The sequence below is a fragment of the Hymenobacter mellowenesis genome (assembly GCF_030581005.1).
Lineage (GTDB): Bacteria > Bacteroidota > Bacteroidia > Cytophagales > Hymenobacteraceae > Hymenobacter > Hymenobacter mellowenesis.
In genome coordinates this window covers 77,584-92,363 of record NZ_JAUQSX010000011.1, presented here as the reverse complement: position 1 = coordinate 92,363, position 14,780 = coordinate 77,584, and the positions used below count along the sequence as shown (strand labels likewise).

Sequence of the window (14,780 nt, the reverse complement as noted above, 5' to 3'; positions counted from 1 at the left end):
GCCCTAGCTTTTTCATGAAATACCCTATTCTAACGGTCAGGTTGGCGCTAAGCCTGGCCGAATTCACGGCCTACCAAACGCCTAAACCAGCGGCGGGCAGCGCGGTAGCAGTGCCCACAGCCCCCGTTGCCGGGCCTGCCCGTCCAGCCACGCCCATCTGGCAATCGGCAGCTTACACCGTGTATCCCGACAGCATCGTGCAGGGCCAGTACGTGGCCCGCGCCTTGTCGCGCACCCAGCTGACGTCGAACTACCAAAGCCCCGCCAACGCCTTTCAGGACCCGCGCATTGGGTTCAAATTCAGCATCAATGGCAAGGACAACAGCGTGGCTCCAGGCCAGGACAACCTGTTCCTGGCCGTGCCCACGGCCGCCGGCGAGCCGCTGGAAACGCCCGTGCTGGTATTTGGGCAGCGCTACGTGGACCCGCGCCCGGTGCTGGCCAATACCTACCTGGCCCCCAACACGCGGCTAAAAATCCGGGTGGACCTCCGGCCGGTGCTGGCGGCGTTCAAAAAGCAAGGCTTTTACACCACCTTCAAAGGGGAGAAGATTTACCAGCAGGATTTTAAGCAGGTGTTCGTAGCCGGCGGTACGGCACCCCTCAGCTGGGATTTTGACAACCTGGTGAACAAGCCCGAGCTGGAGCTAAAGGATGCCGACGGCGACGGGATTTACGAAGTGACGCTGATGCTGAACCAGCCCCAGGCTGCCAAAAACACCGCCGGCCGCTGGGAGCAGTCCATCAATACGACGGACTTTCCACAGTACACCTCGCCCTATCCGCTGACCGACGCGCTCTACAACCTGGCGCTGGAAGAGGCTCGCCGCGCCGTGGAGCCCGACAGCACGTTCCGCACCGGCAAAGAGTGGGCCGGCGTCTGGACCCGTGACATCAGCTACAGCATCATACTGGCCCAGGCCAGCCTGCAGCCCCGCGTGGCCATGAAAAGCCTGCTGCGCAAGGTGAGCCCGAGCGGCCGCATCATCCAGGATACCGGCACGGGTGGCGCCTACCCGTGCTCCACCGACCGCATTGTGTGGGCCGTGGCGGCCTGGGAAATCTATAAGGTGACCGGCGACGAGGCCTGGCTGCGCCAGGTGTACCCCATCATCAAGCAAAGCATTGCCGACGACGTGCAGAATGCCTACGACCCGGCTACCGGCTTGGTGCGCGGCGAGTCGTCGTTCCTCGACTGGCGCGAGCAAACTTACCCGCGCTGGATGCAGCCGGTGGACATCTACCAGTCGGAAAACCTGGGCACCAACGCCGTGCACTTTCAGGCCAACGTGGTGCTGGCGCAAATGGCCCGCCGCCTGGGCGAAAATGCCGTTGCTACGCGACACGAGCAGCTGGCTCAGCGAATCAAGCAGGGCCTGAACGCCCAGCTGTGGCAGGCCGACAAGGGCTACTACGGCCAGTACCTCTACGGCCGCACGGCCCTCACGCGCTCGCCCAAAGCCGAGGCTTTGGGCGAAGCGCTGAGTGTGCTTTTTGACGTGGCCGAGGGCGAGCGGGCCAGCCAGGTGGTTAGCCACACGCCCACCACGCCCTACGGCATTACTTGCCTTTATCCGCAGATTTCGGGCCTGCCGCCTTATCATAACAATGCCGTGTGGCCCTTCGTGCAGAGCTACTGGGCGCTGGCTGCGGCTAAGGCTGGCAACGAGCAATCGGTACTGGAAAGCATGGCCGCCATCTATCGGCCGGCGGCGCTGTTCCTGACCAATAAGGAGAATTTCGTGGCCGAAACCGGTGACTACGCCGGCACCCAAATCAACAGCAGCAACATGCTCTGGAGCCTGTCGGGCAGTCTGAGCCTAGTGTATAAAGTATTGTTTGGGATGCAGTTTGAAGCCGACCAGCTGGTGTTCCGGCCGTTCGTGCCGCAGGCGTTGCAGGGCTCGCGCCGGCTCACCGGCTTTCGCTACCGCAGGGCCGTGCTGGACATTGCGCTGGAAGGCTTCGGCAATGAAGTCAGCAGCATCACCCTCGACGGCCAGCCGCTGGCCGGGGCGACTGTGCCAGCTAGCCTCACCGGCCGGCACGAGGTACTGATTCAGCTGAAGAGCCAGGCTCCGGCGACCCAACCGGTGAATCGAGTGGCTAATTCCTTCGCGCCCGAAACGCCCGCCGTCACCTACCAGGATGGCCGCCTAAACTGGCCGGCCGTGAGTGGGGCGCAGTCGTACCAACTGCTGCGCAACGGCAAGCGTCTCACCGCCACCACGCAGCTGGCAGCGGCCGTGCCCAACGAGGCCGCCGCCTATCAGGTAATTGCCGTGGATGCGGCCGGCTTGGAATCCTTCGCCAGCGAGCCGCTGCTGGTCGGCTCAACCGCCGCGGGTCAGCAGGTGCAGCTGGAAACGGTCGTCCCCAAAGCCACTCTGGCTTATCAGGGTTTCACGGGAGCCGGCTTCGTGGAAATCAGCCGCACCCGCAACACCCGCCTGACCATTCCCATCACCGTGACCAAGCCCGGCTTGTACGCGGTGGACTTCCGCTACGCCAATGGCAACGGCCCCACCAACACGCAGAACAAATGCGCCATCCGCACGCTGCGTGATACCAAGCAGCAACTGCTGGGCACCGTGGTATTGCCGCAGCGCGGCACGGGCGAGTGGTCGAACTGGGGGTATTCCAACCCCGTGCTGGTGCGCCTCGACCAGGGTCGCCAAGCGCTTACGCTGGCGCTGGACCCGGCCAATGAGAACATGAACGGCGAAGTCAACCAAGCCATGCTGGACTGCGTGCGCCTACGCCCCCTGCAATAGTATTCCATTATCCCCTTTTCAGACTTTTCCCGTGGCTGCTCCCGTCCTTCCTTCCTTTGCCCCGCACCCGACCGGCGACCTGACGGAAGCACCGCGCTACACGTCGGCGCTGTCCTCGCTCACGGTGCTGTTTTTCATGATGGGGTTTATTACCTGTCTGAATGACATCCTGATACCTTTCCTGAAAGCCATCTTTGGCTTGAGCTACACGCAAGCCAACCTCATCAATCTCTGCTTTTTCGGGGCTTACTTCGTGATGGGCGTTCCGGCCAGCAAGCTGGTGCAGCGCGCCGGCTACAAAGGCGGGATGCTGGTGGGCTTTCTGGTGGCCGCCGTGGGCTGCTTGTTGTTCTACCCGGCGGCCAGCAGCCGCAGCTACCCGCTGTTTCTGGGGGCGCTGTTTGTGCTGGCCACGGGGGTGGTGCTGCTGCAGGTATCGGGCAATCCTTACGTGGCGATTCTGGGGCCCGCCCGGTCGGCATCGGCCCGGCTCTCGCTCACGCAGGCCTTCAACTCCCTGGGCACTTTTGTGGCTCCCTTTGTGGGCTCTGCCCTGATTCTCTCCCACCTGCCGGACCTGCAAACGACTTCCGGTGCCGCCATTGACGTGCGGGCCGTGCAGGTACCCTACCTGGTTATCGGCGGACTGCTGCTGCTCATCAGCGGGCTGCTGACGCGGCTGCGGCTGCCGCGCGTTGAGCACCCGGCCGAACAGGCCGAACACGTCGGCCGTCGGGCCTGGCATTACCGCCACCTGGTACTGGGCATGGTGGGAATCTTTGCTTACGTAGGGGGCGAGGTCGCCATCGGCTCGCACATTGTGAACTACCTGGGCCTGCCCGAGGTGGCCGGCCTGGTACCCAAAGTGGCGGGCGAAAAAGTCGCTTTTTACTGGGGTGGAGCCATGGTGGGGCGGTTCCTCGGCGCCTACCTCCTGAGCCGCTTCAATCCCGGCCGGCTGCTGGCAGGCAATGCCGTGGGCGCGGTGCTGCTGGTGCTGCTGTCGGTGAGCACCACCGGCGCAGTGGCCGTGTGGAGCCTGCTGGCCGTGGGCCTGATGAACTCCCTCATGTTCGCCACCATTTTCACGCTGGCCGTGGCCGGTCTGGGCCGCCGCACCGAAGAGGCATCCGGGCTGCTGAACGTGGCCATCGTGGGCGGGGCCGTGGTGCCCTTGCTCTTCGGCGCGGTGGCCGATGCCAGCTCTCTGCGCTGGGCCTTTCTGCTGCCGCTGTGCTGCTACGCTTACATCGGCTGGTACGGCTTGGTTGGCAGCCGCGCCCAAACGGATTAGGGTTCACCGCAACAGATTTTCCCGGTCGACCAACGCTTGGGCTACGGCGGCCATTTTTCAATTCTCACTTTTTTCCCTAACCCCACATGAACACATTTTTTACTCGTCTGGGCCTGTCGGCCGCACTTTGCCTGGCTGGCGCTGCCGCGCAGGCGCAAGCTCCCACCATCGACGGCACCCGTGATGCCTCGTATCCCACCGCACTGGCTGTCCAAACCGTCCAGACTGGTTTTGGCGACGCAACCACCGGCTCGCCCACGGCCGCAAACGGTTCGGAACTGGATAACATCCACGCGCGAATTGTGGGGGCTAACCTCTACCTCTTCATTGGGGGCAACCTGGAAAGCAACTACAACAAGCTGGATATCTTCTTCGATTCGAAGACCGGGGGCCAGAACCAGTTGGCCGGCAACACCAACTACCTCACCACCATGAACGGCATCAAGTTCGATGCTGGTTTCACGGCCGACTACGCGCTTTCGCTGGCCTGTGGCACCGGGGCCCTCAAGCTATATGCCGACTACGCGCCCATCCCGGCGGGCAGTACCATCACCGCAACCGGCATCGGCAGCAGCAGCACCAATTTCAGCGCCTCCCTGAACTTCAGTGCCGTCGTAGCCGGGGCTGGCACGGGCTCGGTGTCGATTGACGATTCGAACACTGCCGGCGTGACCGGCGGCACCGCAGCCGCTAACACGGCGGCCGCTACTGCTGTCAGCACGGGCATCGAGTACATGATTCCACTTACTGCCCTCGGCACCACCGCAGGCGGGGGCGATATCAAAGTAATGGCCTTCATCAACGGCGGTGGCCACGACTATATTTCCAACCAGATTCTGGCCGGTGCTCCGGCCGGCACCTCCACCTTCGCCGTGGCCGTGGTAGACTTTACCACCGTGGCCGGCAATCAGTTTGTGACCGTGGCCAACGGCACTACTACGGCCACCCGCAACGCGCAGACTGATGCGCCGCTGGCTGCTTATCCGAACCCTTCCTTAACCGGCTTTACGCTGGGCTATGAGGCAGCCCGGCCGGGGACGTACGCTCTGCACATCTTCTCGGCAACCGGCCAACTCGTAGCTACCCGTACTGTGGTAGCCTCGGCCGCCGGCCGGAGTTCGGTGGAGTGGAATGGGTGCGACAACCAAGGCCAGTCCCTTGCTGCTGGCGTGTACGTTGCCGAATTGAATGGCCAGCACCAGCGCCTGACGCTGCTCCGCTAAACCGATTCAATAAATATAGATTCTTTCTGTGGATGCAGTCCCGCGCTCAAAGCAAAGTGCGGGACTGCATTTTGGTTTATGCAGCATTAAGGTTTTTTCTTTCAACATTAATCACGAATTAGGTTCCATAATCGTTCATTATGAACCCTTTATCCCTGCGCAGGCAATTACCAAAGAAGCCATTTCCAGCTCGTCAGTAGCCTTTACTGACTTTTGCCCACCAAAGCAGCAACCGGAATTGAGCTCTTGATGAGTCCATTCGCCCGTACGCCGCGGCCCCTCCCGTAGTGCCTCATTTAAAGAGGCCGCCGGTTTATAGCACACCGGGTAGTTAACGGCTAGTCACACCCGCCCCTCAACTCCGCGTGGAGTACCTGGCAATTTGCGAAGTCCTGCAGTAGCCCGTTTTACCATCCCTGGCCGAAGCGCATGTAACCACTTCCGGCTACCGGCTATTCACTCAAGATGCGGTGCAGCTCCAGATTCTGATAGTAGTGGTGACCGGAGATGACCTTCTTGGCTAAAATTCCCATGTCAACTAGCTGGTTGAGGTATTTGCGGGCGGTATTCTCGACGTACAGGCGCTCATCGGTCAGGTGCTTCACCTTGGTGAAGGGCTGCGTGAACAGGCTGTTGACCAGCTGCTCCGGGCGCTCCATCTGGGTATCCGCTACAATAGCCTGCAGAATAGCATCCTTGGCGGCCATTACGTCGTTGATTTTATCGTAGGTGAGGTTCGCCGTGGCCTCGACGGCTCGGAGCATGTACAACACCCAGGACTTCCAGTCGCCCCGCTGCGATACGCCGGCCAGCAAGGCGTAGTAGTCCGCCTTGTGGTCCATGATGTAGCGGCTCAGAAACAGGATGGGATAATCCAGCAGTCCTTTCTGGGTCAGGTAATGGATGTTGAATACCCGGCCCGTGCGGCCGTTGCCGTCCCGAAACGGGTGAATGGCTTCGAACTGAAAATGGCCGATGGCCATCTTCAGCACCGGGTCCAGCGGGTAGCGCTCGTCGTCGTTCATGAAGTCGAGCAGGTTGGCCAGCTTCGATTCCAGCAGGCCCGCACCCCGGGGCGGCGTGTAGGCCGCTTTGCCGGCGTTGGGTCCAGAGCCGCCCTGCTTGATGTAAATCTGCGCTACCGGCGGCCGAATGCCATCGGTAGCCTGCGTGATTTGCCGGTAAATCTGCGGGAAATACTCCAGGTCAAAGGCGGGCCGGTCCCGCAGGTATTCGTGCCCGTGCCAGAGGGCCTCCCGGTAGCGCAGCACTTCCTTCGGCGCACCTTCTCCCGCACCGGCGGCCTGCTCGCTGTAGGCTTTGTAGAGTTCGTCGTCGGTGGTGAAGATGTTCTCAATGGCGCTGGAAGCTTTGGCCTCCTGCAGGCTGATGCTATTGATGAGTAGGCCCTGATTGGGAATCACTGCGCTGCGGCCCTGCAGCCGGCCCAGCGCGGCGCGGGCCTTGACCAGCTGGCTTAAAATCTCGACGGTTTCCACCAGCTCCGGCGCCAGGGGTAATTCCGGCAGCGCATTCCAGGGCTTGTTCCGGTCCGGGTTGATTGGATAGCTCATCGGGGCTTTACTTGGAGTTGGGCTAGGACGATTGGGTAGCACAAACGTACCGCTTTGCAAGCAAACATTAATACAGGCCTTGTTTTAATGTTTGCTCGATTTTAGGCCTCACCAATTTCCCATTCGATTGAACAGACATCATAAGTAAGCTTATTTTGATGTCTGCATCGGTTTAGCCCCACCAAGCCGCCACGTAATCCGTCGGCCTGATTTTCCAGATGTCCTTCCGATAAGCCGAATTTGAATTTCATCCCATAGGTAGCGATAAGTAAGAATTATCACTACCTATGCACTATCTTGCTGTTGAAACGAAAAAAAGTCGTTTACTCCTTATATATATGCTACATGAAAAAGCCCGACACGGTAACTCTGCATTCCGTCGGCCACGGCCTCGCCCACCACACCGGCGCGGCCGCCCGTTACGTCGAGGCCGGCCTGTCCGGGGCGGCCAACACGGCCCGGGCGTACGCCGCTGACCTGCGGCGGTTCGGGGCCTGGTGCGCCGACCAGGGCTTCGAGGTGTTGCCCGCGTCGGTGGATGCGCTCGTGGGCTTCGTTACCCACCTGGCCGAAGCCGGCAAGAAAGTGGCCACCATCGAACGGCATTACGCAGCCATCAGCAAGGCCCACGCCGTACGCGGCGTCACCTCGCCCACGGACGACAAGCAGTTCAAGATTTTTATGGACGGCGTGCGGCGCGTGCACGGCGTGCGCCAGAAGCAGGCCCCGGCATTTTCGCTGGCCCAGCTCAAGCGGCTGGTGCGGGGCCTGGACACCAAAACCGTGGCCGGCCTGCGCGACCGGGCCATTTTGCTGCTGGGCTTCACGGGGGCATTTCGCCGCTCCGAGCTCACGGCGCTCAACGTGCAGGACCTGCGCTTTACCGAAGACTGCCTCATTGTCTCGCTGGGCAAGAGCAAAACCAACCAGCTGGGCTACTACGAGGAAAAGGCCATTTTCTACTCGCCCGAGCCGGCGGTGTGCCCTATACGCTCCCTGCGGGCTTGGCTGGAACAACTGGAGCGTGCCGAGGGCCCGGTATTCGTGATGCTACGCAAGGGCAGCCGGATTACGGGGAATCGCCTTTCTGACCAGAGCGTCAATATCCTGGTGCAACGCTACCTGGGGCCAGGCTACACAGCCCACTCTCTACGGGCCTCCTTCGTAACCGTGGCCAAGCTTAACGGGGCCGATGACAGCGAAATCATGAACCAAACCAAGCACAAGACAAGCGAGATGATTCGCCGTTACACTCGCCTTGACAACGTGCAGCAACACAATGCGGCCCAGAAACTGGGCTTGTAACGTTATGCTGACGTTCCTTTACAATATGTAAAATATGCTTTATCAGTTCTCAAAAGGTTGCTAAACCATTCACTTAATTAGATTATATCCCATCGGACTCATGCCTTTTAGAGCAGTCTATTTTCCAAGCTGACCACCTCATACGATATCAAGTGCTATCAATTGTTCATTTTCAAGGCACCTTGACCTATCATTTTAAAGACGACTTACTGACAAAGTCCAAATACTTCCAAGTTAGTTAGCTGCCCTCATCCCAAATAATCGTTCGCGAACGATGTGTTAAGATGATGTACCCTAAATTTTTTAGCTAAACAACACTAAATTCGTGTTATCTAATAATGTAGGAATATTGGCCATATAACGGCCTGAGCGATATGTTTTTTTCTTCCAATAATGGTATACTTAGCCGACAACTTGCACTTCAACTTGTCCGCAGTCGTACGGTAGAGGGTGACTTGGCTACAATTCGTGAAACACTGGACCCTAGCGCATATGGCCCCTTTCAAGATGAGCTTCGGCGGGTACAGCGAGGTACTGTGCGTGTAGCGGCAACATTACTGGCTCCCACGCTGGCTCAACTTGGCCGCATCACCTACTCCAAGATGCTAGAGCCTGAGCGGGAATTGAAGTGGACGAGAGCCGTGCTTATTCGCTACGCACCGGAAATAACGGCATTTCTAGCGTTGAAGCAGTCCTTCTCTCAAGCTATCCTAGTGGGGGAATATGTTGAGGCCAAGTCTAGCTTGGACCGTGTAGAGGCCAACTTTGGCCAGTCGTTCTGGCTCATCAAAAACCGGTTGGCCCTTCTGCAGCTTTCGCAAGGTTTAGAGCCACAAAAACGGTATGCCCAACAACTAAAAGAGGCCGTAGAATATATTGGTCCCATCGCGGTTGTTACGCAATGGGTAAGCGTTAGGAACGAGAGCACTGTTACGTTACCACGTTTTGAAGCCGACTTCGAGCAATTTTTGGCGCGTATTGCACCGCATATTCCTGAAGTCCTCCCTGATTACCTACGTCATCATATTCTCGCCCCCGCAACTGTTTCTCCAGAAGCAGCCTTGCACGTGCTTCGCGTGGAGTCAGCGCGGGCTTTAATCGACTTTTACGAAGCATTCGTTGCTTATGGCCGGGCTGTCGCATTACTTGGTTCGGTAACGCAACGGAATTCGCTTCTTTATGCACTGCGCAAATTATTGGCTCGCCTTTCCGATTCTCGGCTTCCGGTCCTTTTAACGGCCCTAGGCCAACCGATATTTAACAACGAACCAGTCGTTGCATTAACCGATAGTTATGATGCTTGGTGCAGCGGCAATTATTTGTCCGCCTATGCTAATGCACAGCGTAACTTGACTGCTGCTCCCGATGATGCAACTTCCCTAGCCATAAGCGCATTGAGCAGTGGCTTAGCTGGCCCTAACACCGCACCTAGTATGGAGTTAGTAGTTGAATCTGATAACTCAGCAACCATACCACCTACTGTGCAGGCAACAGTTCAGAAAGGTTTACAGGCAATCGTCCGAAGTGGAACTGCTGCACACCAGGAAATCCGCGAATTGAGTAAGTTGACCGCCAACTTTGCCTCATTGGAATGGACAGCAGCGTTTCAGTTGTTGGTTGCTGATGAAACCTCTTCGCAGCCCACCGTGGAGCCCGCCGCCGCTGCACTGCGTGTGCCGACTTGGCATCCGCTACTGTTGGCTTCAATTGGTCATAACTATGCTACAGCCGCTTACATATCTGCTGTAACGGCTTGGAGCAACGGCTCACTGAGCCTAGAATATGCCCTCGCTAGCCTCGATAAACGACCTGTGCCCGTAAAGAGCCTCAGCGCTGAAGCAGGACAATTGTTAATCGGCCAGCAGCGTTTTCTTGCGCAGCAGTATGCGGAAGCCGAGATGGCTGGACGCAGCCTAACGACTTCTAGTCATTCCTATTTCCAGCGACGCGGGCATCGACTGATTGCCAATAGTCTACTAAAAGCAGGCGACCTACTGGCAACCTGCACTTATATCGCTGAAATGTATGTCCGGGATACAGAATTGCATCCACTCTTACCCATTGTAGAGGTTGTGGGTGATTTGCGCCCCAGCCAAGCACAGTGGCGAGCATTACAAGCATCTTTGGCACTGCCAATTCTATTAGATGCCCATACCAAATATATCAACCGGGCTACCGAACAGCTATGCGGCTATGCTTATGAAGACTTTTTGACAGCTAACGGGCTGGAGCGCCCTTCTCAACTTAAAACACTGCGCGACCGGTTCGACTTACCCCAACTTGTCTATTATTTACGCTACGTGTGTGTAGAGGCTATCATGGATGCATCCATTGCTTACCAGGGCTCGCACGAAGTATCCGAAGAGCGGCTGAAAGTATGTCGTCTGTTAGTAGAACTTGACCCTGAGAACGAAGCAGATTATCGCTTAGAAATTCGAGATTTGGTGCGTCGGCAGGTCATTAGCAACCGCAAACGCGAAGTTGAACAAAGCCGCATCCACATTGAACTACCCAAGCTGCATCACTGGGCCGCCGACCAGCTTCAGGAGGCATTCAACCGTTACATCACCTTCATTCGGGCGGGACTAGACGCTGAAACGACCGCCATCCGAGCCGAAGCGGCAGCCAGAGCCAGTGAGCAGGATTTTGATGGCTTGTTGGCGATGAGTGTGCCTAGTAACGAAACGCTTGACCTGTTCAGTAATCTAGTTCTGGAAATCAGCACCGCTTATACTTCCAGCGCCGAATTTGGTCTTAACCGATATTTGAGCACTCGAATCCGGCACGGCACGCTCGAAACCCAGCTTCGGTGGCCAGTTACAGCCCACCATCTTATTACGCAGCGGGAAAGCGAAAATGGACCATACCAGCAAACTACCTACTGGCCTAACCAACTAGGCCTCGGCCCCGCTGAAAGCATAGCGCTGAACGACGTTTTCGCCGACTTCTCTGCAGCTTATGACCAGCTTATTACCACTATTCGAACGGAATGGGTGCAGATTCGGAGCCGCCCTGAACAAGATGGAATGTTCCACTTTGCGTTAGCCGGTGGAGAAATTGCCTGGTTGGCAGCCCAGGTAACGCCCGACACTTCGTTCAAGGAGTTTATAGATATTGTGGTTGACCATCTTGGCCAGCGGCTGACGACTAGTTTGAGCCTGATTCGGCAGCGCTTGCGCACAGAGGCCTTGCCGGCTGCTAGAGAACTACTTAGTAGCTTACAGCACAACGTGCAAGCACTCAATCTGTCTTACATGTTCAGTGAATTGGATGCAGCTATTAATTTAGCCCGCACCGAAACGGCGGCGGTATTCGAGCGTGTTGCGGCTTGGTTTCGGCCAACTCAGGAAGTAGGTAACTCTCCTTATTTTCTGGAGGACGTGTTAAGCGTGGCTGAGGCATTGGTACGGGAAGCTGCCCCAACTTTCCAAGCCCCGCTGATGGCCCCTGCTGACGATGAGTTTAGCCAAGTAATTTTGCGGCATGGCCTTACGACGCTGGTTGATATATTCGTAAATGTCTTTGAAAATGTGATTCGCCGCTCGGGGCTGGAAACACCCATCGCGCGAATAGAACTGGTAAATAAGCCTATCTCGCCTGAACATTCGGTTATTAGCATCATCACGCGCAACGCATTGGGTCCGTCCATCAATCGCGATGAACTTCGCGAGCAACTCGCGCAAAAGCATCGTGAACTGGACGAAGGCAAGTATGCCTCGTCCATCGCTAAGGAGGGTGGCAGCGGTTTTTTTAAGATACACCGTAGCTTGCGAGACCTACGGGCTTCCGATAAGGAGCCAGAGGCAACGCTGACTTTCGGCATTGAGGAAGATGAGTTTTTTGTCGACGTTCAATTACCGCTCAGGTGGCGTACCCATGTGGTAGAGGACGACACAGAAACTAGTTACGACCACATAGATGCTTTACTCAACCTATAGCATGAAAATTTTACTTGTTGAAGACGATGAGGAAAAGCGCCAGCAGCTAAGCCTTTTCATGCAGGAAGAGTTTGGAGCACAAGTAACGGAGGCCCGCTCCAGGCAGAGCGGAGTAGGCGCCCTCTTGCGCGACCAATACGATTTGATAATTTTGGACATGACCATGCCAACTTACGATGTGACTCCTACCGAAGATGGTGGCCGGTCACAGGCGTACGCGGGGCGGGATATACTGCAGCAGATGGAGCGGCGCGGTATTCACACGAAAGCGGTAGTGGTTACGCAATTTGACCGGTTTGGTCCGGCCGAGGATGAGGTTACGTTGCCAGTGCTGGATGCGCAGCTGGAAGCAGCATTTCCAGACACCTATGTAGGGGCCATCTATTATAACGTGGGATATGCTGGCTGGCGCGAAAACCTGCGGTCCGTGGTGCAACAAGCAGGTTTTCGGGAATAAGGTAATTACATGCGCTTTTCTATTTTAATCGTCGAAGACAATACCGACAAGCTCCGCGATATCATGCAGGCGCTTGAGCAGGTACCTGGTTTGACCGAAGAGGATATTACTACAGAGTTAGATGCACACAGTGCCAAGTTGCGACTGCTTCGTCAGGCTTACGACCTGATGATTCTGGACATATCCATTCCTCCACGCAAATCTGCTGAAGCTCAGCCCGAAGGTGGCCTGCAATTACTCCAGGAAATTCAGGAGAGGAACCAGTACCGGAAGCCGACTCATATTCTAGCATTAACGGCGCACGCCGATATTGCCTCTATCGCCGGACCAAAGCTGGCTGAGCAGGCGCTGTCGCTGATTCACTATCAAGTTGGTACGACCGCTTGGCAGCGGCAACTGCGGGCCGGAGTAGAACAGCGTATGGCAGCCAAGCAATCAGCTAGTGCCTCACCGCCTGATTATGACTTCGATGTCGCCTTCATTTGCGCGCTTCGCAGCGAATGCGTAGGCGTACGAAACAATGGCTGGGAATGGGCTCCACTACAGGTAGTTGGCGATGATAGCCTGTATTATCAAGCAGGTTACACCAAAGCCGATGGTCGTCTGGGCAAAGCAGTCGTAGCAGTAGCTGCCCGCATGGGTATGCCAGCCGCAGCGGCAGCCACTATGAAACTAATTCTGCACTTTAAACCCCGATACGTATTTATGACCGGCATCATGGGTGGGGTAGAGGGCCGCGTAAATCTCGGCGATTTGGTGGTAGCCAGCCCCGTATGGGACTGGGGCAGTGGCAAATGGTCTGCTGACCCCAACAACGAAGCTGACGGGGCCAGTTTCGAGGCAGACCCCTTCCAATTTACGTTAGATAAAGGCCTCGAACGCATGGCTTTGCTGCTGGAAGACGATGGTCAGGAGTTGTATCGTATCCGGCGCAGTTTCGGACCCAATGCACCGCAGCATGATTTAAAGCTAAAAATTGGGGCTGTAGCGTCGGGTGCCTCGGTATTGGCTAGCCAAGGAGCATTGGAACGCGTGAAAGAACAGCACCGCAAGTTACTAGGCATTGAGATGGAGGCTTATGGTGTCTTTACAGCGGTGTCGGATGCACCCCAGCCTAAGCCAGTCTGTATGTGCATTAAATCCGTGGTAGATTTTGGCAACGGCCACAAGGGCGATGCCCATCAAGCTTATGGGGCACATGTAAGCGCGAAAGCAGCGCAGTATTTTGTCGAAAAATATTGTAACTAAAAACCATCTCTGCTAATGTATATCTACGAAATGAGCCCTATTGATATTTGGGCTGGCTGGATTCCCCTCGAAGATGCTCTTGCTAAACCTGGGAAGTACATGATAATGGGCAACTCAACTAGCATGGATATAGCAGAAATCATAGCTGAGTTCTTGAAGAAGCTAGATTATGCTAAACATCTTTTTGCTGAGCATACCTCTTGGGAGGGGGATGGACGCGTTTATGTCACGGCTATGCCAACGGAGATAGATGGGTACATCGTTTTTGCCATAAAGCAGAACAATAACGGCACAACTTTTTTAGCCTCTCCCATCGAATATACCCATCTTAAAGAATGGTTAGTATACAGCCCTGCTATTCTGGAACGAAGAAAGTAACATAGCTAAGGTTAACCTCGTCCTCTCTACACACCTGTTTCATTTGACAAGAAAAGCACCTGCTTTAGCGAGGCTTTTTTTTGATGTGCTGCTGGCCCATCATTAGTTACTCGTTCCCGTCGTGCACAACATGACATATGAATGCCTCCGCGAATTTGCTATCCAAGACTCCTTAAGCGCCCTAATGTCTGTAGATTACTGACATGCTTATATATAATAGATATAATGCCTGCAAAAACTTGTGTGTCGAAAATATTCCTTGCTTATATTGCGCGCTAGCCAGCATTTCTCCCAACCGAGATGTGACAACACCTACCACGAAAACACAACTTCATTTTTTCAGCACACATGGATACTACGTTCGCCGGGGCTACGCCCCAACAGGCCATTACCCCCACCAACCAAGAGCTGATGCCCTCTCTGCGGCAGTATGCCCCGGAGCATCCCGCGCTTAGCCGCATGCGAGCGAAGCTGATGCAATCCTCCGGCACACAGGTGATATCGGCTTACGACCGTATGTATCACCGGCATAACCGGTCGTAGCCCTCCGACCCTTTGAGCAAAGGTGCGCAGTCGACGATTGACTGCG

General features: G+C 56.3%; 10 protein-coding genes. 9 read left to right on the top strand and 1 reads right to left on the bottom strand.

Going from position 1 to position 14,780, the window contains the following annotated elements; genetic code table 11:
• Window positions 1–14: 14 nt before the first annotated feature.
• The 3 genes from Q5H92_RS19345 to Q5H92_RS19335 all read left to right on the top strand — a co-directional run bounded on the left by Q5H92_RS19345 (window position 15) and on the right by Q5H92_RS19335 (window position 5,291).
• Window positions 15–2,774: an alpha-L-rhamnosidase-related protein gene (locus Q5H92_RS19345; protein ID WP_305013208.1), complete on the top strand. Its 2,760-nt coding sequence runs from the start codon at window positions 15–17 to the stop codon at window positions 2,772–2,774.
• 31 nt (window positions 2,775–2,805) lie between these two features.
• The gene (locus tag Q5H92_RS19340; RefSeq protein WP_305013207.1) at window positions 2,806–4,068 is read left to right on the top strand and encodes a sugar MFS transporter; all 1,263 of its coding nucleotides are present in this window, start codon (window positions 2,806–2,808) and stop codon (window positions 4,066–4,068) included.
• An 86-nt stretch (window positions 4,069–4,154) separates the two neighbouring features.
• The gene (locus Q5H92_RS19335; protein ID WP_305013206.1) at window positions 4,155–5,291 is read left to right on the top strand and encodes a FlgD immunoglobulin-like domain containing protein; all 1,137 of its coding nucleotides are present in this window, start codon (window positions 4,155–4,157) and stop codon (window positions 5,289–5,291) included.
• A gap of 452 nt (window positions 5,292–5,743) precedes the next feature.
• On the opposite strand, the gene Q5H92_RS19330 is transcribed toward Q5H92_RS19335, so the two are convergent.
• On the bottom strand, window positions 5,744–6,865 hold the full coding sequence (locus Q5H92_RS19330; protein WP_305013205.1) for a Fic family protein: 1,122 nt from the start codon (window positions 6,863–6,865) through the stop codon (window positions 5,744–5,746).
• A gap of 345 nt (window positions 6,866–7,210) precedes the next feature.
• On the opposite strand from Q5H92_RS19330, the gene Q5H92_RS19325 reads away from it, so the two are divergent.
• From Q5H92_RS19325 to yhhA, 6 genes are all read left to right on the top strand, one after another.
• Complete coding sequence (locus tag Q5H92_RS19325; protein WP_305013204.1) at window positions 7,211–8,170, top strand: site-specific integrase; 960 nt, start codon at window positions 7,211–7,213, stop codon at window positions 8,168–8,170.
• Between the two features lie 374 nt (window positions 8,171–8,544).
• Window positions 8,545–12,108 carry a hypothetical protein gene (locus tag Q5H92_RS19320; RefSeq protein ID WP_305013203.1) on the top strand — a complete coding sequence of 1,188 codons (3,564 nt, stop codon included), beginning with the start codon at window positions 8,545–8,547 and terminating at the stop codon, window positions 12,106–12,108.
• Between the two features lies 1 nt (window position 12,109).
• Window positions 12,110–12,565: a response regulator gene (locus Q5H92_RS19315; RefSeq protein WP_305013202.1), complete on the top strand. Its 456-nt coding sequence runs from the start codon at window positions 12,110–12,112 to the stop codon at window positions 12,563–12,565.
• 9 nt (window positions 12,566–12,574) lie between these two features.
• Window positions 12,575–13,813, top strand: a complete 1,239-nt coding sequence (locus Q5H92_RS19310) for a phosphorylase family protein (RefSeq protein ID WP_305013201.1) — start codon at window positions 12,575–12,577, stop codon at window positions 13,811–13,813.
• 15 nt (window positions 13,814–13,828) lie between these two features.
• The gene (locus tag Q5H92_RS19305) at window positions 13,829–14,191 is read left to right on the top strand and encodes a hypothetical protein (RefSeq protein WP_305013200.1); all 363 of its coding nucleotides are present in this window, start codon (window positions 13,829–13,831) and stop codon (window positions 14,189–14,191) included.
• A gap of 348 nt (window positions 14,192–14,539) precedes the next feature.
• A complete protein-coding gene (gene yhhA / locus Q5H92_RS19300; RefSeq protein WP_305013199.1) occupies window positions 14,540–14,734 on the top strand; it encodes a YhhA family cyclophane-containing RiPP in 195 nt (64 codons plus the stop codon).
• Window positions 14,735–14,780: the final 46 nt, after the last annotated feature.

What these genes read in the sequence shown, in the direction of transcription:
- Q5H92_RS19315 (WP_305013202.1), top strand. Translation starts at nt 12,110, where the DNA reads ATGAAAATTTTACTTGTTGAAGACGATGAGGAAAAGCGCCAGCAGCTA.
- Q5H92_RS19325 (WP_305013204.1), top strand. Translation starts at nt 7,211, where the DNA reads ATGAAAAAGCCCGACACGGTAACTCTGCATTCCGTCGGCCACGGCCTC.
- yhhA (WP_305013199.1), top strand. Translation starts at nt 14,540, where the DNA reads ATGGATACTACGTTCGCCGGGGCTACGCCCCAACAGGCCATTACCCCC.
- Q5H92_RS19335 (WP_305013206.1), top strand. Translation starts at nt 4,155, where the DNA reads ATGAACACATTTTTTACTCGTCTGGGCCTGTCGGCCGCACTTTGCCTG.
- Q5H92_RS19305 (WP_305013200.1), top strand. Translation starts at nt 13,829, where the DNA reads ATGTATATCTACGAAATGAGCCCTATTGATATTTGGGCTGGCTGGATT.
- Q5H92_RS19320 (WP_305013203.1), top strand. Translation starts at nt 8,545, where the DNA reads ATGTTTTTTTCTTCCAATAATGGTATACTTAGCCGACAACTTGCACTT.
- Q5H92_RS19330 (WP_305013205.1), bottom strand. Translation starts at nt 6,865, where the DNA reads ATGAGCTATCCAATCAACCCGGACCGGAACAAGCCCTGGAATGCGCTG.
- Q5H92_RS19345 (WP_305013208.1), top strand. Translation starts at nt 15, where the DNA reads ATGAAATACCCTATTCTAACGGTCAGGTTGGCGCTAAGCCTGGCCGAA.
- Q5H92_RS19310 (WP_305013201.1), top strand. Translation starts at nt 12,575, where the DNA reads ATGCGCTTTTCTATTTTAATCGTCGAAGACAATACCGACAAGCTCCGC.